Source organism: Streptomyces albireticuli (assembly GCF_002192455.1).
Taxonomy (GTDB): Bacteria; Actinomycetota; Actinomycetes; order Streptomycetales; family Streptomycetaceae; genus Streptomyces; species Streptomyces albireticuli_B.
Window position 1 is genome coordinate 5,674,063 of record NZ_CP021744.1, and the last position, 20,925, is coordinate 5,694,987.

General features: G+C 71.5%; 15 protein-coding genes. 7 read left to right on the top strand and 8 right to left on the bottom strand.

Going from position 1 to position 20,925, the window contains the following annotated elements; all coding sequences use genetic code 11:
• Nucleotides 1-290 precede the first annotated feature (290 nt).
• Nucleotides 291-3,437 (bottom strand): isoleucine--tRNA ligase, encoded by a 3,147-nt coding sequence (gene ileS / locus SMD11_RS24560; protein WP_087928502.1) that lies wholly within the window; start codon nt 3,435-3,437, stop codon nt 291-293.
• A gap of 471 nt (nt 3,438-3,908) precedes the next feature.
• On the opposite strand from ileS, the gene SMD11_RS24570 reads away from it, so the two are divergent.
• From SMD11_RS24570 to SMD11_RS24590, 5 genes are all read left to right on the top strand, one after another.
• Nucleotides 3,909-4,814 (top strand): TraR/DksA family transcriptional regulator, encoded by a 906-nt coding sequence (locus SMD11_RS24570; protein ID WP_087928503.1) that lies wholly within the window; start codon nt 3,909-3,911, stop codon nt 4,812-4,814.
• Between the two features lie 64 nt (nt 4,815-4,878).
• Nucleotides 4,879-5,442 (top strand): signal peptidase II, encoded by a 564-nt coding sequence (lspA, locus tag SMD11_RS24575; protein ID WP_087928504.1) that lies wholly within the window; start codon nt 4,879-4,881, stop codon nt 5,440-5,442.
• Between the two features lie 51 nt (nt 5,443-5,493).
• Nucleotides 5,494-6,435, top strand: coding sequence for an RluA family pseudouridine synthase (locus SMD11_RS24580; RefSeq protein WP_087928505.1), 942 nt, complete (start codon nt 5,494-5,496; stop codon nt 6,433-6,435).
• Nucleotides 6,432-6,920, top strand: coding sequence for a GNAT family N-acetyltransferase (locus SMD11_RS24585; protein ID WP_087928506.1), 489 nt, complete (start codon nt 6,432-6,434; stop codon nt 6,918-6,920). The genes SMD11_RS24580 and SMD11_RS24585 overlap by 4 nt, the downstream gene beginning before the upstream one ends.
• Before the next feature lie 360 nt (nt 6,921-7,280).
• Nucleotides 7,281-8,873, top strand: coding sequence for a Na+/H+ antiporter (locus tag SMD11_RS24590; RefSeq protein WP_087928507.1), 1,593 nt, complete (start codon nt 7,281-7,283; stop codon nt 8,871-8,873).
• Nucleotides 8,874-8,908: 35 nt separating this feature from the next.
• Here SMD11_RS24590 and SMD11_RS24595 read toward each other — a convergent pair whose 3' ends face one another.
• Nucleotides 8,909-10,012 carry a mechanosensitive ion channel family protein gene (locus SMD11_RS24595; RefSeq protein ID WP_087928508.1) on the bottom strand — a complete coding sequence of 368 codons (1,104 nt, stop codon included), beginning with the start codon at nt 10,010-10,012 and terminating at the stop codon, nt 8,909-8,911.
• A 110-nt stretch (nt 10,013-10,122) separates the two neighbouring features.
• On the opposite strand from SMD11_RS24595, the gene SMD11_RS24600 reads away from it, so the two are divergent.
• The gene (locus SMD11_RS24600) at nt 10,123-10,710 is read left to right on the top strand and encodes a dienelactone hydrolase family protein (RefSeq protein WP_087928509.1); all 588 of its coding nucleotides are present in this window, start codon (nt 10,123-10,125) and stop codon (nt 10,708-10,710) included.
• 67 nt (nt 10,711-10,777) lie between these two features.
• On the opposite strand, the gene SMD11_RS24605 is transcribed toward SMD11_RS24600, so the two are convergent.
• From SMD11_RS24605 to SMD11_RS24630, 6 genes are all read right to left on the bottom strand, one after another.
• Nucleotides 10,778-12,421, bottom strand: coding sequence for an alkaline phosphatase D family protein (locus tag SMD11_RS24605; RefSeq protein WP_087928510.1), 1,644 nt, complete (start codon nt 12,419-12,421; stop codon nt 10,778-10,780).
• A gap of 74 nt (nt 12,422-12,495) precedes the next feature.
• Entirely contained in the window at nt 12,496-13,317 is an 822-nt protein-coding gene (locus SMD11_RS24610; protein ID WP_087928511.1) for a thioredoxin domain-containing protein, read from the bottom strand.
• 43 nt (nt 13,318-13,360) lie between these two features.
• Entirely contained in the window at nt 13,361-14,041 is a 681-nt protein-coding gene (locus SMD11_RS24615; protein ID WP_087930712.1) for a hypothetical protein, read from the bottom strand.
• A 118-nt stretch (nt 14,042-14,159) separates the two neighbouring features.
• A complete protein-coding gene (locus SMD11_RS24620; RefSeq protein ID WP_087928512.1) occupies nt 14,160-14,981 on the bottom strand; it encodes a thioredoxin domain-containing protein in 822 nt (273 codons plus the stop codon).
• 78 nt (nt 14,982-15,059) lie between these two features.
• Nucleotides 15,060-15,749 (bottom strand): hypothetical protein, encoded by a 690-nt coding sequence (locus SMD11_RS24625; protein ID WP_418952474.1) that lies wholly within the window; start codon nt 15,747-15,749, stop codon nt 15,060-15,062.
• Nucleotides 15,750-15,811: 62 nt separating this feature from the next.
• The gene (locus SMD11_RS24630) at nt 15,812-17,146 is read right to left on the bottom strand and encodes a DUF2252 domain-containing protein (protein WP_087928514.1); all 1,335 of its coding nucleotides are present in this window, start codon (nt 17,144-17,146) and stop codon (nt 15,812-15,814) included.
• 199 nt (nt 17,147-17,345) lie between these two features.
• Here SMD11_RS24630 and dnaE point away from each other — a divergent pair, with 199 nt between their 5' ends.
• Complete coding sequence (gene dnaE, locus SMD11_RS24635) at nt 17,346-20,897, top strand: DNA polymerase III subunit alpha (RefSeq protein ID WP_087928515.1); 3,552 nt, start codon at nt 17,346-17,348, stop codon at nt 20,895-20,897.
• Nucleotides 20,898-20,925: the final 28 nt, after the last annotated feature.

Genomic DNA, 20,925 nt, shown 5'->3' on the forward strand with positions numbered 1-20,925 from the left:
GCTCGGCGCGAGCCGTAGGCAATCATCGGGCCGGGCCCGGGACTTTGTCCCGGGCCCGGCCCGTTTCGTGTCCAAAGCGTTTTGCCGCGGAGACAAACGCGGTGGCCGGGGCGGCGGCGGGCGCGGGGCGCGGAAGTACGGATGGGGAGACACCAGGGCGAAGAGGACGGGCAACGGCGCTTCCGTGCGAGTGCCCCGGGACGCGGTGCCGAAACGTGGGGATACGGAAAAACCGGCTGCCCCGGGAGGTTCGACCTCCCGGGGCAGCCGGTTCGCCGCTTCCGGTGCCGTTACGCCTTACGGAGGCGGAACGTCAGAGCGAGACCCTCGTCCTCGAACGGCTCGCCGTAGCCCTCACCGTCGGCCGCGCCCTCGGCGAAGTCCAGCGCGAGGACCTCGTCCGCGATGAGGCCCGCGTGCTCGGCCAGCGCGCCGGAGGTCTCGGCGTCCGTCGTGGACCAGCGGACCGCGATCCGGTCGGCGACGTCCAGGCCGCTGTTCTTACGGGCCTCCTGGATCAGCCGGATCGCGTCACGGGCGAGGCCCGCACGCCGCAGCTCCGGGGTGATCTCCAGGTCGAGCGCCACCGTGGCACCGGAGTCGGAGGCCACCGACCAGCCCTCGCGCGGGGTCTCGGTGATGATCACCTCGTCCGGGGAGAGCGACACGGGCTCGCCGTCGACGACCACGGAGGCCGTGCCCTCGCGCAGGGCCAGCGACAGCGCGGCGGCGTCCGCCTCGGCGACGGCCTTGGCCACCGCCTGGACGCCCTTGCCGAACCGCTTGCCCAGCGCCCGGAAGTTGGCCTTGGCCGTGGTGTCCACCAGCGAGCCGCCGACCTCGCTCAGCGAGGCCAGCGAGGAGACGTTGAGCTCCTCGGTGATCTGGGCGCGCAGCTCCGTGCCCAGCGCCTCGAAGCCGGCGGCGGCGACCAGCGCGCGGGACAGCGGCTGACGCGTCTTGACGCCGGACTCGGCGCGGGTCGCGCGGCCCAGCTCGACCAGCCGGCGGACGAGCAGCATCTGCCGGGACAGCTCGGGGTCGATCAGCGTGGTGTCGGCCACCGGCCAGCTCGCCAGGTGCACCGACTCCGGGGCCTCGGCGTCCACCGGGACGACCAGGTCCTGCCACACCCGCTCGGTGATGAACGGCACCAGAGGCGCCATCAGGCGGGTGACGGTCTCGACGACCTCGTGCAGCGTGCGCAGCGCCGCCGCGTCGCCCTGCCAGAACCGGCGGCGCGAACGCCGCACGTACCAGTTGGACAGGTCGTCGACGAAGGACGACAGCAGCTTGCCGGCGCGCTGGGTGTCGTACGCCTCCAGCGCCTGGGTGACCTGGTCGGTCAGGGTGTTCAGCTCACCGAGCAGCCAGCGGTCCAGCAGCGGGCGGTCGGCCGGCGCCGGGTCGGACGCGGACGGCGCCCAGCCGGACGTACGGGCGTAGAGGGCCTGGAAGGCGACGGTGTTCCAGTAGGTGAGGAGCGTCTTGCGGACGACCTCCTGGATCGTGCCGTGGCCGACGCGGCGCGCGGCCCACGGGGAGCCGCCGGCCGCCATGAACCAGCGGACTGCGTCGGCGCCGTGCTGGTCCATCAGCGGGATCGGCTGGAGGATGTTGCCCAGGTGCTTGGACATCTTCCGGCCGTCCTCGGCGAGGATGTGGCCCAGGCAGACGACGTTCTCGTACGACGACTTGTCGAAGACGAGGGTGCCGACCGCCATCAGGGTGTAGAACCAGCCACGGGTCTGGTCGATGGCCTCCGAGATGAACTGCGCGGGGTAGCGCTTCTCGAAGAGCTCCTTGTTCTTGTACGGGTAGCCCCACTGCGCGAAGGGCATCGAGCCCGAGTCGTACCAGGCGTCGATGACCTCCGGCACACGGACGGCGGTGCGGGAGCAGCCGTCGGCGGTGCAGGGGAAGGTGACGTCGTCGATGTACGGGCGGTGCGGGTCGAGCGCGCTCCGGTCGGTGCCGGACAGCTCGGAGAGCTCGGCCAGCGAGCCCACGCAGGTGAGGTGGTTCTCCTCGCAGCGCCAGATGGGCAGCGGGGTGCCCCAGTAGCGGTTGCGGGAGAGCGCCCAGTCGATGTTGTTGGTCAGCCAGTCGCCGAAGCGGCCGTGCTTGACCGACTCCGGGAACCAGTTGGTCTTCTCGTTCTCCTGGAGCAGCCGGTCCTTGACCGCCGTCGTGCGGATGTACCAGGACGGCTGCGCGTAGTAGAGGAGCGCGGTGTGGCAGCGCCAGCAGTGCGGGTAGCTGTGCTCGTAGGCGATGTGCTTGAAGAGCAGGCCGCGCGCTTCGAGGTCCGCGACGAGCTTCTCGTCGGCCTTCTTGAAGAACTGGCCGCCGACGAGGGCGAGGCCCTCCTCGAAGGTGCCGTCCGGGCGGACCGGGTTGACCACCGGCAGGCCGTAGGCGCGGCAGGTCCTGAGGTCGTCCTCACCGAAGGCGGGCGCCTGGTGGACCAGACCCGTGCCGTCCTCGGTCGTGACGTACTCGGCGTTGACGACGAAGTTGGCGTCCTCCAGCTCGACCAGGTCGAACGGGCGGCGGTAGGCCCAGCGCTCCATCTCGCGGCCGGTGAAGGACTGCCCGGTCGCCGTCCAGCCCTCGCCGAGCGCCTTCTCCAGCAGCGGCTCGGCGACGACCAGCTTCTCGCTGCCGTCGGTGGCGACGACATAGGTGACGTCGGGGTGCGCGGCGGCGGCGGTGTTGGAGACCAGGGTCCAGGGGGTGGTCGTCCAGACCAGCAGCGAGGCCTCGCCCGCGAGCGGGCCGGAGGTCAGCGGGAAGCGGACGTAGACGGAGGGGTCGACGACCGTCTCGTAGCCCTGGGCCAGCTCGTGGTCCGACAGGCCGGTGCCGCAGCGGGGGCACCAGGGGGCGACGCGGTGGTCCTGGACCAGCAGGCCCTTGTTGAAGATCTCCTTGAGCGACCACCACACGGACTGGACGTACTCGGGGTCCATGGTCCGGTAGGCGTCGTCCAGGTCGACCCAGTAGCCCATGCGGGTGGTGAGCTCGGCGAAGGCGTCCGTGTGGCGGGTCACCGACTCCCGGCACTTCGCGTTGAACTCCGCGATGCCGTACTTCTCGATGTCCTGCTTGCCGTTGAAGCCCAGCTCCTTCTCGACCGCGAGCTCGACCGGCAGGCCGTGGCAGTCCCAGCCGGCCTTACGGCCGACGTGGTAGCCCTGCATGGTGCGGAAGCGGGGGAAGACGTCCTTGAAGACGCGGGCCTCGATGTGGTGGGCGCCCGGCATGCCGTTGGCGGTGGGCGGGCCCTCGTAGAAGACCCACTCGGGCCGTCCCTCGGACTGTTCGAGGCTACGGGCGAAGACCTTGCTCTCGCGCCAGAAATCGAGCACGGCGTGCTCCAGGGCGGGCAGGTCCACCTGAGCGGGTACCTGGCGGTACTGCGGCTGGGGACTCATCTGAGGCTTCCTCCGGCGGAACGTCTTGGCGCTGTCCGTCGGAGGGACGAGATGCGCCGTGCGCCTCCCGCGGTACCACCCTCCTTGGCCGCAGGCACGTGTGCCTCCGGCCCCCTCATTGGGCCGCGATGCCGGTTCTACTGACCCCGTGGGGCGTTCTTCCGGCGGCTCAGGGGTGATCTTCACACCGTGCGGACCCCCGGGCTTCCACCGTCCCCGGGTCGCTCATGGCCGCGTGCGGAGCTACTCGTCCCTTCCACGCCTTTCGCTGCGCCCAGTGTACGGGCCCGGGCCGGGGGCGGCCTACCGGATTCCGGGGGGCCGTACGGGTAGCGGTCCGGCCCGATTACAGGGCCGGGGGCGGGGCACAAACGATGAGACCGGCGTGCCCCGTTGCTGCGTGCCCGGTGGAGATCTATCGTTCCGGCACGATTCGCGCGCAAGATCATAAAATGTGAAGGGGCCGCGGTCATGGTGGCGAAGAGGACGGCCAAGGCCGCGGAACCGGCGGAGAGACCGGCGGGGAAGGCCGCCGGGACGGGTGCCGGGAAGACCGCCGGGGCGCCGGAGAAGGCGACGGCGAAGAAGACTGCTGCCAAGAAGACGGCGGCGAAGAAGACAGCGGTGAAGAAGACGGCCGGGACGGCGGCGGTGAAGAAGACGGCCGCGGGGAAGACGGCCGCCGAGAAGGCCCCGGCGGAGGCGCCCGCCGAGAAGGCGACCGCGAAGAAGGCCGTGAAGAAGGCCGTGAAGAAGGCGCCTGCCGGGAAAGCACCTGCGAAGAAGGCGGCCGCCAAGAGCGCGGCCGCTCCGAAGGCTGCCGGGGCGCCCGCCCCGAAGGCAGCCGGGAAGACCGCCCACGCGGCGGTGCCCGCGAAGAAGACGGGAGCCAAGACGGTGGCTGCGAAGAAGACCGTGCACGCGAAAGAAGGGGCGCAGGCCGCGGGGAAGGTCCCCGGCGCCCGCACGGCCGCCGCGGCCCCCGGCGCCCTCGCCGTGCGGCCGGGAGAGGAACCCTGGTCGCCGGGCGAGGTCGCCGAGGCCCGCACGGAGCTCCAGAGCGAGGTGCTGCGGCTGCGCGCCGAGATCGCCAGCTCCGAGGAGGCGATCAGCGGTCTGATGCGCGATTCGGGCGACGGCGCCGGTGACGACCAGGCGGACACCGGCACCAAGAACATCACCCGGGAGCACGAGCTGGCCCTGGCGGCCAACGCCCGCGAGATGCTGCTCCAGACCGAGCGGGCCCTGGAGCGGCTCGACGCCGGTACGTACGGCCTCTGCGAGAACTGTGGCAAGCCCATCGGAAAGGCGCGTATGCAGGCGTTTCCCCGGGCCACGCTGTGCGTGGAGTGCAAGCAGCGGCAGGAACGCCGCTGACCCGCTCGCGCGTGTGTGCCGTACCCTCGTCCTCAGTCAGGCAGGACGACGTCGAAGGACTCACGTGACAGAGGCGGAACAGACCACCGGCACGCCTGAGGGCGCCGACGGGGCCGCGGACGCGCCGGAAGCCGCGGCCAAGGGCGGGCGGCGCATCGCCGTGCTCCTCACGGTGGCCGTCTGTGCCTACCTTCTCGACCTGGGCAGCAAGCTGCTCGTGGTGGCCAAGCTGGAGCACCACGACCCCATCGAGATCTTCGGCACGTGGCTCCAGCTCGACGTGATCCGCAACCGCGGCGCGGCCTTCGGTATCGGCGAGGCGATGACGATCGTCTTCACGATCATCGCCTCCGCCGTGATCGTGGTGATCGCCCGGATCGCCCGCAAGCTCTACAGCCTGCCCTGGGCGATCGCGCTCGGCCTGCTGCTCGGCGGTGCCTTCGGCAATCTCACGGACCGGCTCTTCCGGGCGCCCGGCGGTCTGGAGGGCGGTGTGGTGGACTTCATCGCCCCCCAGGGCTTCGCGGTCTTCAACCTCGCGGACTCCGCGATCGTCTGCGGCGGCTTCCTGATCGTCATCCTCTCCTTCCGCGGTCTGGACCCCGACGGCACGGTCCACAAGGACTGACGACGAGGGCGGACGTGCGGCCGGGCCGGCGCCGTCCGTCATACTCGACGGGTGAGCACCATTCCCGAGATCCGCGCCCTGCCCGTACCCGACGGCCTCGAAGGCGAGCGCGTCGACGCCGCAATCGCCCGTATGTTCGGCTTTTCCCGCACCAAGGCGGCCGAGCTGGCGGCGGCGGGCAAGGTCCAGCTCGACGGCGCGGAGGCCGGGAAGTCCGACCGGGTCACCGGCGGTGCCTGGCTGGAGGTCGAGATGCCGGCCCCGCCCGCGCCCGTGCAGATCGTCGCCGAGCCCGTCGAGGGCATGGAGATCGTCCATGACGACGACGACATCGTCGTGATCGTCAAGCCCGTCGGCGTGGCCGCCCACCCCAGCCCCGGCTGGACGGGCCCCACGGTCATCGGCGGCCTCGCCGCGGCCGGCTACCGCATCTCCACCTCGGGCGCCGCCGAGCGCCAGGGCATCGTGCACCGCCTGGACGTCGGCACCTCCGGCCTGATGGTCGTCGCCAAGTCCGAGCGCGCCTACACCCTGCTCAAGCAGCAGTTCCGCGAGCGCACGGTCGACAAGCGCTACCACGCGCTGGTCCAGGGCCACCCGGACCCGATGAGCGGCACGATCGACGCCCCCATCGGCCGCCACCCCAACCACGACTACAAGTGGGCCGTCACCGCCGAGGGCAAGCCCTCCGTGACCCACTACGACCTCATCGAGGCGTTCCGGGCCGCCAGTCTCCTCGACATCAAGCTGGAGACCGGCCGCACGCACCAGATCCGCGTGCACATGTCCGCGCACCGGCACCCCTGCGTCGGCGACCTCACCTACGGCGCGGACCCGACGCTCGCCAAGCGGCTGAAGCTCACCCGCCAGTGGCTGCACGCCATGCGGCTCGGCTTCGAGCACCCCGAGGACGGCCGCTGGGTGGAGTTCGAGAGCGCCTATCCGGAGGACCTCCAGCGCGCCCTGGACATCGTGCGCGCCGAGAGCGCGTGAGCGCGGGCGCTCCCGCCGCCTTCCCGGTCCGGGTCGCCGGCCCCGGCGAGCTGCCCGGCTGCCACGCCGTGCGCCGTGAGGTCTTCGTCGCCGAGCAGGGCGTCCCGGAGGCCGAGGAGATCGACGGCTACGACGCCGACGCCGTCCACCTCCTGGCCTCCGGCCCGGCCGGCCCCGTCGGGACGGTCCGCTTCCTGCACGGCACCCCGGCGCGGAAGAAGTACGCCCACGCGGGCGTCGACGACGACACCACGGCCGTCCTCGGCCGGCTCGCCGTGGGCCGCGCCGCCCGGGGCACCGGCCTGGGCGCCGCGCTCGTCCGCGCGGTGGAGGCCGAGGCCCGCCGGCTCGGCCTGCGCCGGGTCTACCTGGAGGCACAGGTGCCGGCGCTCGGCTTCTACGAGCGGCTGGGGTACGCGGCGCACGGCCCGGAGTTCGACGAGGGCAGCGGCATCCCGCACCGGGCGATGACCAAGACGCTCTGAGGCGCGCCCGGGGCTCCGCCCCGGACCCGTCGCGGCCTCCCTCGCCGGGTGCTCCGGGAGGGGACCGTCCCTGCTGTTCCGCCTCCCGCCCGGCGGCGTGCGCCCGGCCGATGACCGGGGACGGCGCCCGGGGCGCGCCCGTACGGCGCGGCCGAAGAGGCCCGTCAGCCGCCCGGCGGCCGGCCGGAGGCCGCGCCCACGACGGTGGCGAACACCGGCGCGCCGGCGGCCCGGGGCGCCACACCTCCGCCCGGCGGGCCCCCACGCGGCACTCCGACAGCTCCCCGCAACGGGCGCCCCAGGCGCCCCATGGCAGGCTGGGGGACGGATCATCGTCCCCCACCCGCCCGGAGGGCCTCCGTGGACCAGCTCGCCCTGCTGTTCGTGCTGCTGCTCGGGGCCCTGGTCACGGTGCCGCTCGGGGACCGGCTGGGGCTGCCGTCACCGGTGCTGATGACGCTCGGCGGGATCGCCCTCGCGCTGCTGCCGTTCGTCCCCAACGTGGACATCGCCCCGGAGTTCATCCTCCCGCTGCTGCTGCCGCCCCTGCTCTACGCCTCCGCCCAGCGCACCTCCTGGCGCCAGTTCGCGGCCAACCGGCGGCCGATCTTCCTGCTCGCCGTCGCGCTGGTGTTCGTCACCACGGCCGCGGTCGCCGCCGTCGCCGACGCGATCGTGCCGGGCATCTCGCTCGCCGCAGCCGTCGCGCTGGGCGCGCTCGTCGCCCCGCCCGACCCCGTCGCCGCCACCGCCGTCGCGGGCTCGCTGGGCCTGCCCCGCCGCGTCGTCTCCATCCTGGAGGGCGAGGGGCTCTTCAACGACGTCACCGCCATCGTGCTCTACCACGTGGCCATCGCCGCCGCCGTCAGCGGCAGCTTCTCGGTGCCCCGGGCGGTCGGCGCGCTGGTGCTCTCCGCCGTCGTCGCCGTGGCCGTCGGCCTGGCCCTCGGCTGGGCCGCCAAGCGGCTGATGGACATCCTCGGCGACGCCACCCTCCAGATCGGGCTCACCCTGCTGGTCCCGTTCGTCTCCTACGTCCTCGCCGAGGAGTTCAAGGGCTCCGGCGTGCTCGCGGTGCTGACCACGGCGCTCTTCCTCGCCGAGTACGCCACGGACGCCGACGACGTCCTGGGCCGGCTGGCCGGGCACACCTTCTGGGAGGTGGTCGACACCCTCGTCACGGGCGCCGCCTTCGGCCTCGTCGGCCTCGAACTGCACAACGCCGTCGCCACCGCCTCCGGCCGCTGGGGCGAGATGCTCGGCATCGGCGCCGTCGTGGTCGCGGTCGTGGTGGGCGTCCGGCTGCTGTGGCTGCTGCCCGCCGCCTGGCTGACCCGCAAGCTGCACAAGCGCCGGGACGTCGACGAGGAAGTCCTGATGAGCTGGCGGGAGACCGTCGTGATGTGGTGGTCCGGGATGCGCGGCGTGGCCTCCGTCGCGCTCGCCCTCGCCATCCCGCTGCGGATGGACGACGGCTCGCCCTTCCCCGCCCGGGACGAGATCCTCTTCATCGCCTTCGCCGTCATCATCGCCACCCTCGTCGTCCAGGGCCTCACCCTGCCCTGGCTGGTCCGGCGGCTGGACGTGCGCGCGGACTCCGACGTGGGACGCGAACTGGAGCGGAAGCTGGCCGTCCGGGCGGCCAAGGCGGCCAAGCGCCGGCTGCTGGAGATCGAGGAGAAGGAGGAGCTCCCCGAGGACCTCACCGAGGTGCTGACCCGGCGCGCCTACGACGTCGGCGCCCGCATCAGCCCCGAGATGGTCGACGAGGAGCGGCGCGAGGCACACGCCCGGCGCGTGGAGCGGCTGCGCACCATCCAGCGCGTCCAGGCCGAGATGCTCTCCGCCGCCCGCCACGAGGTGCTCGCGGCCCGCAGCGAGCCCGGCGCCGACCCCGAGGTCGTGGACCGGGTGCTGCGCCACCTGGACATAAGGAGCCTGCGCGGCGGCTGACCCGACGCGCAGGTCACCGCGCGGCCGGCGCCGGCTCAGGCCGTGCCCGGCCCCGGCCCCGCGTCCCCCGCGCACGGCGGGGTCTGCCGCCGTACGGGCGCGTCCCCGGTGCCCGGCGCCGGAGCGGTGTTCAGCCGCGGCAGCGCGTACGGGTGCTCCAGCCGCAGCCACTCGATCAGCCGCTCGCGCACCACGCAGCGCAGCGCCCAGATGTCGTCGGCGTCCCGCGCGGTCACCAGCGCCCGCACCTGGATGGTGGACGGCGTCGTGTCGGTGACCACCAGCCCCCAGGCCCGCTCGTCCCACTCCAGGCTGCTCTTGAGCACCGCGTGCAGGCGCTCCCGCATCAGGTCGACCGGGGCCGAGTGGTCCAGGTGGAAGAAGACCGTGCCGGTCATCCTCGGGTTGTTGCGCGACCAGTTCTCGAACGGCTTGCTGGTGAAGTACGACACCGGCATGGTGATGCGCCGCTCGTCCCAGGTCGTCACCACCAGATAGGTCAGCGTGATCTCCTCGACCCGGCCCCACTCGCCGTCCACGACGACGGTGTCCCCGATCCGCACCACGTCACCGAAGGCGATCTGGAGCCCGGCGAAGAGGTTGCCGAGCGTGGACTGGGCGGCCACACCGGCGACGATGCCGATCAGACCGGCCGAGGCCAGCATCGACGTGCCCACCGTCTTCATCGCCGGGAACGTCAGCAGCATCGCCGCCGCCGCGACCACGCACACGATCGCCGTGACGACCCGCTGGATCAGCGTGACCTGCGTCCGCACCCGCCGCACCCGGGCCGGGTCGTGGGCACCGGCGGCGTAGCGCGCGTAGGTCGCCTCCACTATCGCGACGGCCACCCGCACCACCAGCCAGGCACAGGCCCCGATCAGCACCAGCGTCAGCGTCTGGCCGACCGCCTCCTCGTGCTCCTCGGTGAGCTCCGCGGACCGGTAGCTGGCGCGCAGCAGCGCCGCGCACAGCACCACCTGGAGCGGCAGCCGGCAGCGGCGCAGCAGCTCCCACAGCGGGGTCTCGGGGTGTCTGCCGCTGATCCGGCGCAGCGCCTGGTCGGCGATCCACCCCACGATCAGGGTGACGACCAGGGCACCGCCGATGACGAACACCGGACGCAGTACGCCCTCCATGGACACCTCAGCTCCTTCCGGGCCGGCCGCGGCTCACCGGTGGGGCGCTTCCCCCCGACCGTAGCTGGCACGATGGGGACACGCGATCCACCTGTAAGGAAGTGACCCCAGTGGCGTCCTCTACCACGATTGTCCTTTTTCATTCGGCCTACGGGCTCAGGCCCGCCGTGCACGCCGCCGCGGAGCGCCTGCGCGCCGCCGGGCACGAGGTGCACGTACCCGACCTCTACGAGGGCCGGACGGCGGACACCGTCGAGGACGGCATGGCGATCAAGGACGAGATCGGCCACGAGGAACTGCTGCGGCGCGCGATCGTCGCGGCGGCGCCGCTGTCCGACCGCGGCCTGGTCTACGCGGGCTTCTCGCTGGGCGGCTCGGTCGCGCAGAACCTGGCGCTGGGCGACGAGAAGGCCCGCGGGCTGCTGCTCCTGCACGGCACCTCCGACCTGGCCGAGGACGCGGCCGTCGACGAGCTGCCCGTACAGCTGCACGTCGCGGACCCCGACCCGTTCGAGCCGCACGACTGGCTGAACGCCTGGTACCTGCGGATGCGGCGGGCCGGCGCGGAGGTGGAGGTGCACCGCTACGCGGGCGCGGGGCACCTCTTCACGGACCCGGAGCTGGCGGACTACGACGAGGAGGCCGCGGAGGCGGCGTGGCGGGTGGCGCTGGCGTTCCTGGACGAGGTCGGCGCGTAGGGCGCGGCCGGGTGCCGTACGGGCGGGTCGTCCCGGCCCGTACGGCGCGCAGGGGCCGGCGGACCGTCTAGCGCACGGGGGTCCGTACGCGCTCCACCCGCTGTGTGCCCGACAGCGTGCGGTACGAGCGGCTCCAGGACGCCGTCGCCTGCCGGTCCCGCTTGTCGGACAGGACGTAGTAGTCCATCTGGGCGTGCTCGGGGGTGATGTCGAGGACGCCGAAGCCGTGCGAATCCATGTCGACCCACTTCACATGGCGGTTGGCGGCCTTGATGGTGCCGGCGGCGGCCAGGGACACGGTGTGGGGGAGGACCTTCAGGGTCTCGTCGAGGTTGTCGGCGGTCACCGAGGTGACCACGAACTCGGTGGCGACCGATCCCGACAGCGGGTAGGTCGCGGCCTTGCGCGGCACGTCGGTGGCCCAGGCCATGTGGATGTCGCCGGTCAGGAAGACGGTGTTGCGGACGGCGTGGCCGGTGAGGTGGCCGATCAGCTCGTGCCGGTCGTGGGTGTAGCCGTCCCACTGGTCGGTGTTGACGGCCAGTCCGCCCGCGGGCATGCCCAGCAGCTTGGCGAGCGGCTCCAGCAGGGCGGCGGGGAGCGCGCCGAAGGCGACCGGGGACATCATCACGGAGTTGCCGACGAGGCGCCAGGTGGTGTCGGAGGAGGCGAGGCCGGTCTTCAGCCAGTCGAGCTGGGCGCGGCCGGTGAGCGTGCGGTCCGGGTCGTCGACCGCGCCGCTGCCGGGCTTGGCCTGCTGCGAGCGGAAGGACCGCAGGTCCATCAGGTGCAGGTCGGCGAGCTTGCCGAAGCGCAGCCGTCTGTAGGTGGTGCCTTCGACGGAGGGTCTGACGGGCATCCACTCGAAGTACGCCCGCTTCGCCGCCGCCATCCGCGTCGCCCAGTCGCCCTCGGCGCCGGGGGTGTGGTTGCCCGCCCCGCCGGACCAGGCGTTGTCGGCGAACTCGTGGTCGTCCCAGATGGCGATGACCGGGTGGGCGCGGTGCAGCGCCTGGAGGTCGGCGTCCGTCTTGTAGTGGCCGTGGCGGGTGCGGTAGTCGGCCAGGGTGACGATCTCGTGGGCGGGCCGGTGCGGCCGCACCACGTACTTGGCGGCCGGGTAGACGCCGGTCCCGTACTCGTAGAGGTAGTCGCCGAGGTGGAGGACCGCGTCCAGGTCGCGCCGGGCCGCGAGGTGGCGGTAGGCGGAGAACCAGCCGGACTCCCAGTTGGCGCAGGAGACCACACCGAAGCGGAGGCCGGCCGCCGGCGCGTCGTGGGCCGGGGCGGTGCGGGTGCGGGCGGCGGGGGAGTGGGTGCCGCCGGCGGTGAAGCGGTACCAGTAGCCGGTGGCGGGGCGCAGGCCGCGCACGTCCGCCTTGACGGTGTGGTCGGCCGCGGCGGTGGCGGTGGCGGTGCCGCGGGCGACGACCTTGCCGAACGCCTCGTCCTCGGCGACCTCCCAGGTCACCTCGGTGGCCGGGCCGAGTCCGGAGCCGGGCACGGCGTCCGGGGTGGGCGTGACGCGCGTCCACAGCAGGACGCCGTCGGGCAGCGGGTCACCGGAGGCGACGCCGTGCAGGAAGGCCGGGGCGCCGGTGCCCGCCGCGCGGGCGGAGGGCCCGGTGGCGAGGGGAAGGAGCGCTGCGGTGGCGGCGACGGCCGTGACGGCGGTGCGACGCGATATCTGGGCGTGGGCGTGGGAGGTCACGGGCCATCACCTTACTTCCCGATAAGGCCATGAGCGGACGAACTCTGACAGTTCGTCCGCTCATCACCGGTTCGTCACTTCTTCTTGGGACCGAACTCCTTGTCGATCGAGGCGATGAAGGAGTCCTTGTCCATCGGCGGCTGCTGCGAGCCGTCCTTCAGGATCTTCTTGTCGCCGTGGAGCAGGGTGGGGGTGCCGTTGATGCCGTCCTTGCCGAACAGCTTGCCCATCTCCACGGCCCACTTGTCGTAGGTGCCCTCGGTGACGTTCTTCTCGAAGTCCTTGTTGCCCTTCAGGGCCGGGACCTGCTGGGCGATCTCGATGAGCTTCTTGTCGTCCGCGAAGGCGTCGTCCCGCTCGTCGGGGTGGTTCTTCGGGGAGTACAGGGCTTCCTTGTACTCGACGAAGGCGTCCTGGCTGACGTTCAGGGCCGCGCCGAGCGCGCTGACGGCGTTCTTCGAGCCGGTGCCCGGGACCATCTGGTCGATGAAGTTCACCATGACGAACCGGACCTTGTAGCGGCCGTCCTTCACGTCCTGGCGCAGCTGCGGGCCGGCGCTCTGCTCGAAGCTGGCGCAGGACGGGCAGCGCGGGTCCTCGAAGACGGTGAGGGTCTCCTTGGCGGCGGCGCTGCCGACGACGATCTCGTTGCCCTTCTCGCCCGTGGTGTTCTTGGGCTGGACGAACGCCTTGTCGCCGGCCCAGCCGCCGTCCTTGTCGTCGTTCATGTTGCTGACGGCGTATCCGACGCCGCCGGCTATCGCGAGGACGACGACGATCGCGCCGGCCACCACGAGCTGGCGGCGGGTCTTGTCCTTCTTGGCCTGGCGCTCGCGCTCGGCGCGCAGCCGCTCGCGGGCCGCCTGCTTGTTCTGCTGGTTGTTCCGGTTGCTCATGGTGTTTCTCCGTGGGGTGAAGGTGGGGTGGGGACCGCTGTGCTCAGGCGAAGGCCGGGCAGAGGGGCGGTCCGCGCCGCACCACGGAGTGGACGAGGAGCGGGAGGGTGCGCGGGGGAAGGGTGCGGCGGGCGGGGCGTACGGGGCCGGCGCCCGGGTGTACGGCCGCCACGGGCGCGGCGACGGCGAGCAGCAGGGGACGGAACGCGGACGCGGCGACGGCGCGCAGCAGCCGGCCGAGCGCCACCTCGCCGCGGCGCAGCCAGGCGGCGGCCAGCAGGCCCACCGCGACATGGCAGGCGAGCAGCAGCCAGGGGAGGAGCGTGCCGTCCGGGGCGGCCCGGCCGGGCTCCTCCTGGGCGGCCAGCCGGGCCAGCGGCGTGCCGAAGTCGCCGCCGCGGCAGACCAGATCGAGGCCGATCGAGTGCAGCGGGCCCGCGACCGGCCCGCCGGCCCGCCCGTAACAGGCGTGCTGGCCCGTGGTGAAGACGGTGTCCGCCGTCAGCTCCAGCGGGACGAGCAGGGCGGCGATCCGCCCGTAGCTCCGCTCCCGGTCGGCCAGCGCGTAGGCGATCGCGAAGAAGGCGGCCGACAGCACGGCGACGGTGGGGAGCGGCAGCGGCGCCCGTGAGAGCAGGACGTGCGAGGCCGCGGAAAGAGTGACACAGAGTGCGGTGAAGAACGCCGCGCGTAGCGCCCGCAGTCGAACTCCCGTCCCCTCCATGAGGTCGAAGTGTGCCACGGCCGCGGTTAAGTGTCGTGTCAAGATTCGGCATCAGTGGGGGGAACGGGACACCCGGGGCGGCACCGGCCGCGCGGGGCCGGCGCCGGGCCGGGAGGGGTCAGGACTTCAGCCCCTCGGTCACCGCCTTGGTGAACTGGTCGGGGGTGATCGGGACGTTCTTCCCGTCCGACGTCAGCTTCTTGCCGTCGAGCTTGACGGTGGGGGTGCCGGTGACGTCCTTGTTCGCGTCGAAGGCGTCCGACACCTCCAGCGCCCACTTGTCGAAGGTGCCGTCCTCGACGTTCTTGCGGAACTCCGCGTTGTCCTTCAGCGCCGGGACGGAGTTCGCGATCTTCAGCAGGACGTCGTCCTTGGCGTAGTCGTCCTTGGTCTCCTGCGGGTGGTTGTCCTTGGCGTAGAGCGCCTTGTTGTACGCGCTGAACGCCTCGGGGCTGACGTTCAGGGCGGCGCCGAGCGCGCTGAGGGCGTTCTTCGAGCCCACCCCGCCGAAGTTCCGGTCGAGGAAGGTCGCGACGTGGTACGAGACCTTGTACTTGCCGTCCTTGACGTCCTTGTCGAGCGTGTCGCCGACGTTCTGCTCGAAGACCGAGCAGATCGGGCAGCGCATGTCCTGGAAGAGGTCCAGGGTGTGCGTGGCCTTCTTGTCGCCGATGACGATCTCGGTGCCCTTGTCGCCCGCGGTGTTGGCGGGCTTGACGAGCTCCTTCTTCGACGCCGCCTCCCAGGCGGCGTCCTTGCCCTTGCCGCCCAGCTGGGTCGCGGCGACGACCACGCCCGCCGCGATCGCCAGGACCGCGACGACGCCTCCGCCGACGACGAGCTGGCGGCGGGTCCTGTCCTTCTTGGCCTGGCGCTCGCGCTCGGCGCGCAGCCGCTCGCGGGCCGCCTGCTTGTTCTGCTGGCTGTTGCGCTTGCTCATGGTGCTGACTTCTCCGTGTGGTGGTGCCGTGGGTCTTCGCGCGGTACGCCCCCGGGCGCCCGCGCCACCACGCGCCGCTCAGACCGGAGCGGGGGTGAGGACGGGGGCGGTGCCGGCGGCGGGGCCGGACGGCGGCCCGCGGCGGATCACGGAGTGGAGCAGCAGGGGGCGGGCGCCGGGCACGCGCGCGTGGCGCGCGGGCGGGCCGGCCGGGGCCTCGGGGCCCGTGGCCGCGCGGGCCGCGGCGACCACCAGCAGCAGGGGGCGGAAGGCGACCGCGGCGACGGCGCCGAGCAGCCGGCCGAGCGCCGCCTCGCCGCGGCGCAGCCAGGCGGCGGCCAGCAGCCCGACCGACAGGTGGGCGGCGAGCAGCAGCCAGGAGGCGGTGCCCGGGCCGGCGACCGGCGCGGACGGGGCGAAGGACGCCCCGACGCTCCCGCCGCACAGGGCGGTGAGGGCCCCGGGCACGGGGTGGCCGTCCGCCCCGTAGCAGTGCTGCTGGCCGGTGGTGAAGAGGGTGTCGGCCGCCAGCTCCAGAGGGACGAGGAGGGCGGCGATATGGCCGAAACCGCGCTCCCGGCCCGCCAGGGCGTAGGCGAGGACGAAGACCCCCGCGGCCACCGCGGCGACCGTCGGCACGGGCAGGGGCGTGCCGGACAGCAGCACATGGGAGGCGGCGGAGAGCAGCACGCACAGCGCTGTGAACAGCGCCGCGCGCGATGCCCGCAACCATGCCGCCGAAATGTCCATGAGGATCGAGTCTGTCATGGACCCCGATAAACGCCGATTAAAGCCCCTGGCGCCGCTGCGGCCCCGGAGGCTCCCGGGACCTAGAGGCCGGGGATGCGGCCGTTACGGAAGAGGTCCACGAAGATCTGGTGGTCCGCGCGGGCCCGCGCCCCGTAGGAGTGCGCGAAGTCGACGAGCATCGGCGCGAAGCTCTCCTCGTCCGCGGCGATCGCGGCGTCGATGGCCCGCTCGGTGGAGAACGGCACCAGGGAGTGGCCGCTCTGGTCGTCGGCCGCCGCGTGCATGGTGGCGGTGGCCCGGCCCAGGTCGGCGACGACGGCGGCGATCTCCGCCGGGTCGTCGAGGTCCGACCAGTCCAGGTCGACGGCGTACGGCGAGACCTCGGCGACCAGCTGCCCGTAGCTCCGGCCCCCCTCCTGGATCTCCGTCCAGCCGAGCCACGGGTCGGCGTGCGCCTGGAGCGCGCGCTGGGAGATCACCGTGCGGTGGCCCTCGTGCCGGAAGTACTCCCGGACGGCGGCGTCGGTGATGTGCCGGGAGACCGCCGGGGTCTGCGCCTGCTTCATGTAGATGACGACGTCGTTCTCCAGGGCGTCGCTGTTGCCCTCCAGGAGGATGTTGTACGAGGGCAGGCCGGCGCTGCCGATCCCGATGCCGCGGCGGCCGACGACGTCCTTGACGCGGTAGGAGTCGGGGCGGGTCAGGCTGGTGTCCGGCAGCGTCTCCAGATAGCCGTCGAAGGCGGCGAGGATCTTGTACCGGGTCGCGGCGTCCAGCTCGATCGAGCCGCCGTCCGGCAGGAAGCGGCGGTCGAAGTCGCGGATCTCCGTCATCGAGCCCAGCAGCCCGAAGCGGGTCAGCGAGCGGGCCTCGCGCAGCACCTCCAGCAGCGGGCCCTCGGCCGTGTCCAGTGTGAAGGGCGGGACCTCCTCGTCCCGGGCGCCGGAGGCCAGGGCGCGGATCCGCGCGCGGTAGGCGGCGGCGAAGACCCGCACCAGCTCGGTGATCGTCCCGTCGCTGAGGGCCTTGGTGTAGCCGATCAGCGCGACGGAGGCGGCGAAGCGCTTCAGGTCCCAGGTGAAGGGGCCGACGTAGGCCTCGTCGAAATCGTTGACGTTGAAGATCAGCCGGCCCTTGGAGTCCATGTACGTGCCGAAGTTCTCGGCGTGCAGATCGCCGTGGATCCACACCCGGGAGGTCCGCTCGTCCAGGTAGGGGCCGCTGTCCGCGCCCTCCAGGTCGGCGTAGAACAGGCCGGCCGTGCCGCGGTAGAAGGCGAAGGCGGACGCCGCCATCTTCCGGAACTTGACCCGGAAGGCGGCGGGGTCGGCCGCGAGCAGCTCGCCGAAGGCGGTGTCGAAAACGGCGAGAATCTCCTCGCCGCGCTGCGCGGTCCGGTCGTGCGGGAGCGCCATCGCTGGGTCCTCCTGGTCGATCTCCGAGCCCCTGCGTGGTGCTCGCGTGCCTTGTGCGTACTGCCTGTCCGGGGGACAGATGTCCTGTGGTGCCCAACGCCCGGGAGCGCGGCCGCGTGCCCGCGGTTGTCAGTGCGGGCCGGTAACCTTCAAAGCTGTCTCCCCGCTGTCGCCGACCCGCCGCCGGAGGTCTTCCACCGTGACCGCCTCGTCCAAGCCGCCCTTCACGCACCTGCACGTCCACACGCAGTACTCGCTGCTGGACGGCGCGGCGCGGCTCAAGGACATGTTCAATGCCTGCAATGAAATGGGCATGACACACATTGCCATGTCCGACCACGGCAACCTGCACGGGGCGTACGACTTCTTCCACTCCGCGCAGAAGGCCGGCGTCACCCCGATCATCGGTATCGAGGCATATGTCGCCCCCGAGTCCCGGCGGAACAAGCGGCGCGTCCAGTGGGGCCAGCCGCACCAGAAGCGGGACGACGTCTCCGGTTCGGGTGGTTACACCCACAAGACGATCTGGGCGGCCAACGCGACCGGCCTCCACAACCTCTTCCGGCTGTCCTCCGACGCCTACGCCGAGGGCTGGCTCACCAAGTGGCCCCGCATGGACAAGGAGACCATCAGCCAGTGGTCGGAGGGCCTGATCGCCTCCACCGGCTGCCCCTCCGGCGAGCTCCAGACCAGGCTCCGCCTCGGCCAGTACGAGGAGGCGCGCAAGGCCGCCGCCGACTACCAGGACATCTTCGGCAAGGACCGGTACTTCCTGGAGCTGATGGACCACGGCATCGACATCGAGCGCCGGGTCCGCGAGGACCTCCTGAAGATCGGCAAGGAACTCGGCATCCCGCCGCTGGTCACCAACGACTCGCACTACACCTACGCCCACGAGGCCACGGCCCACGACGCCCTGCTCTGCATCCAGACCGGCAAGAACCTCTCCGACCCCGACCGCTTCCGCTTCGACGGCTCCGGCTACTACCTCAAGTCCACGGACGAGATGTACGCCATCGACTCCTCGGACGCCTGGCAGGAGGGCTGCGCCAACACCAGGCTCGTGGCCGACCAGATCGACACCGAGGGCATGTTCCAGTTCCGGAACCTGATGCCCAAGTTCGACATCCCCGAGGGCTACACCGAGGTCACCTGGTTCCGCGAGGAGACCATGCGGGGCATGCACCGCCGCTTCCCCGGCGGGATCCCCGACGACCGCATGAAGCAGGTCGAGTACGAGATGGACACCATCATCTCGATGGGCTTCCCGGGCTACTTCCTCGTGGTCGCCGACTTCATCATGTGGGCCAAGAACCAGGGCATCGCGGTCGGCCCCGGCCGAGGCTCCGCGGCCGGCTCGATCGTCGCGTACGCCATGGGCATCACCGACCTCGACCCGATCCCGCACGGCCTGATCTTCGAGCGGTTCCTCAACCCCGAGCGCATCTCCATGCCCGATGTCGACATCGACTTCGACGAGCGCCGGCGCTCCGAGGTGATCCGCTATGTGACCGAGAAGTACGGCGCCGACAAGGTCGCCATGATCGGCACCTACGGCACCATCAAGGCGAAGAACGCCATCAAGGACTCCGCCCGCGTCCTGGGCTACCCCTACGCGATGGGCGACCGCCTCACCAAGGCCATGCCCGCCGACGTTCTCGGCAAGGGCATCCCGCTCTCCGGCATCCTCGACCCCAAGCACCCGCGCTACAGCGAGGCGGGCGAGATCCGCGGGATGTACGAGAACGAGCCGGACGTCAAGAAGGTCATCGACACCGCCATGGGTGTCGAGGGCCTGGTCCGGCAGATGGGTGTGCACGCGGCCGGCGTGATCATGTCCAGCGAGACGATCACCGACCACGTCCCCGTCTGGGTGCGGCACTCCGACGGCGTCACCATCACCCAGTGGGACTACCCGAGCTGTGAGTCGCTCGGCCTGCTGAAGATGGACTTCCTCGGCCTGCGCAACCTCACGATCATGGACGACGCCGTCAAGATGGTGAAGGCCAACAAGGGGATCGACATCGATCTCCTGAGCCTGCCGCTCGACGACCCCAAGACCTTCGAGCTGCTCCAGCGCGGTGACACCCTCGGCGTCTTCCAGTTCGACGGCGGCCCCATGCGGTCCCTGCTGCGTCTGATGAAGCCCGACAACTTCGAAGACATCTCCGCCGTGTCCGCCCTGTACCGGCCGGGCCCGATGGGCATGAACTCCCACACGAACTACGCGCTGCGCAAGAACAAGCAGCAGGAGATCACGCCGATCCACCCGGAGCTGGAGGAGCCCCTCGAAGAGGTCCTCGGCGTCACCTACGGTCTGATCGTCTACCAGGAGCAGGTGCAGAAGGCCGCGCAGATCGTCGCCGGGTACTCCCTCGGCGAGGCCGACATCCTCCGTCGCGTCATGGGCAAGAAGAAGCCCGACGAGCTGGCGAAGAACTTCGTCTTCTTCAAGGAGGGCGCGCGGAAGAAGGGCTTCTCCGACGAGGCCATCCAGGCCCTGTGGGACGTGCTGGTCCCCTTCGCCGGCTACGCCTTCAACAAGGCCCACTCCGCCGCGTACGGCCTCGTGTCGTACTGGACCGCCTACCTCAAGGCGAACTACCCCGCCGAGTACATGTCCGGGCTGCTCACCTCCGTGCGCGACGACAAGGACAAGTCGGCGATCTACCTCAACGAGTGCCGCCGCATGGGCATCAAGGTGCTCCCGCCGAACGTCAACGAGTCCGAGGCCAACTTCGCCGCCCAGGGCGACGACGTGATCCTCTTCGGCCTCACCGCCGTCCGCAACGTCGGACAGAACGTGGTCGACTCGATCATCCGCTGCCGCAAGTCGAAGGGGAAGTACGCCTCCTTCCCCGACTTCCTCGACAAGGTCGAGGCCGTCGTCTGCAACAAGCGCACCGTCGAATCGCTGATCAAGGCCGGCGCCTTCGACGAGATGGGCCACACCCGCAAGGGCCTCACCGCGCACTACGAACCGATGATCGACAACGTCGTCCAGGTCAAGCGCAAGGAGGCCGAGGGACAGTTCGACCTCTTCGGCGGCATGGGCGACGACACCGCCGACGACGGCCCCGGCTTCGGCCTGGACGTGGAGTTCTCCGACGTCGAGTGGGAGAAGGCCTACCTCCTCGCGCAGGAGCGCGAGATGCTCGGCCTCTACGTCTCCGACCACCCGCTCTTCGGCATCGAGCACGTCCTCAACGACAAGGCCGACGCCGCGATCGCCCAGCTGACCGGCGGCGAGCACGCCGACGGCGCGATCGTGACCATCGGCGGCATCATCTCGGGCCTCCAGCGCAAGATGACCAAGCAGGGCAACGCCTGGGCCATCGCCACCGTCGAGGACCTCGCGGGCTCCATCGACTGCATGTTCTTCCCCGCCACCTACCAGCTGGTCTCCACCCAGCTCGTCGAGGACGCCGTCGTCTTCGTCAAGGGGCGGCTCGACAAGCGCGAGGACATCCCCCGCCTGGTCGCCATGGAGCTGATGGTCCCCGACCTCTCCAACGCCGGCACCAACGCCCCCGTGATCATCACCATCCCCACCGTGAAGGTCACCCCGCCGCTGGTGGAGAAGCTCGGCCAGGTGCTCACCCACCACCGCGGCGCCACCGAGGTCCGGATCAAGCTCCAGGGCGCCCGCAGCACCACCGTGCTGCGCCTGGACCGGCACCGTGTCACCCCCGACCCGGCCCTCTTCGGCGACCTCAAGGTGCTCCTCGGCCCCTCCTGCCTGGCCGGCTGAGCCCCGCCCGGCACCGCTCCGGCCCCGG

Coding starts and splice junctions, on each gene's coding strand:
- SMD11_RS24610 (WP_087928511.1), bottom strand. CDS start 13,317: ATGAGCAACCGGAACAACCAGCAGAACAAGCAGGCGGCCCGCGAGCGG.
- SMD11_RS24595 (WP_087928508.1), bottom strand. CDS start 10,012: ATGGAGGGCGTACTGCGTCCGGTGTTCGTCATCGGCGGTGCCCTGGTC.
- ileS (WP_087928502.1), bottom strand. CDS start 3,437: ATGAGTCCCCAGCCGCAGTACCGCCAGGTACCCGCTCAGGTGGACCTG.
- SMD11_RS24625 (WP_418952474.1), bottom strand. CDS start 15,749: ATGACAGACTCGATCCTCATGGACATTTCGGCGGCATGGTTGCGGGCA.
- SMD11_RS24620 (WP_087928512.1), bottom strand. CDS start 14,981: ATGAGCAAGCGCAACAGCCAGCAGAACAAGCAGGCGGCCCGCGAGCGG.
- SMD11_RS24630 (WP_087928514.1), bottom strand. CDS start 17,146: ATGGCGCTCCCGCACGACCGGACCGCGCAGCGCGGCGAGGAGATTCTC.
- SMD11_RS24615 (WP_087930712.1), bottom strand. CDS start 14,041: ATGGAGGGGACGGGAGTTCGACTGCGGGCGCTACGCGCGGCGTTCTTC.
- SMD11_RS24570 (WP_087928503.1), top strand. CDS start 3,909: ATGGTGGCGAAGAGGACGGCCAAGGCCGCGGAACCGGCGGAGAGACCG.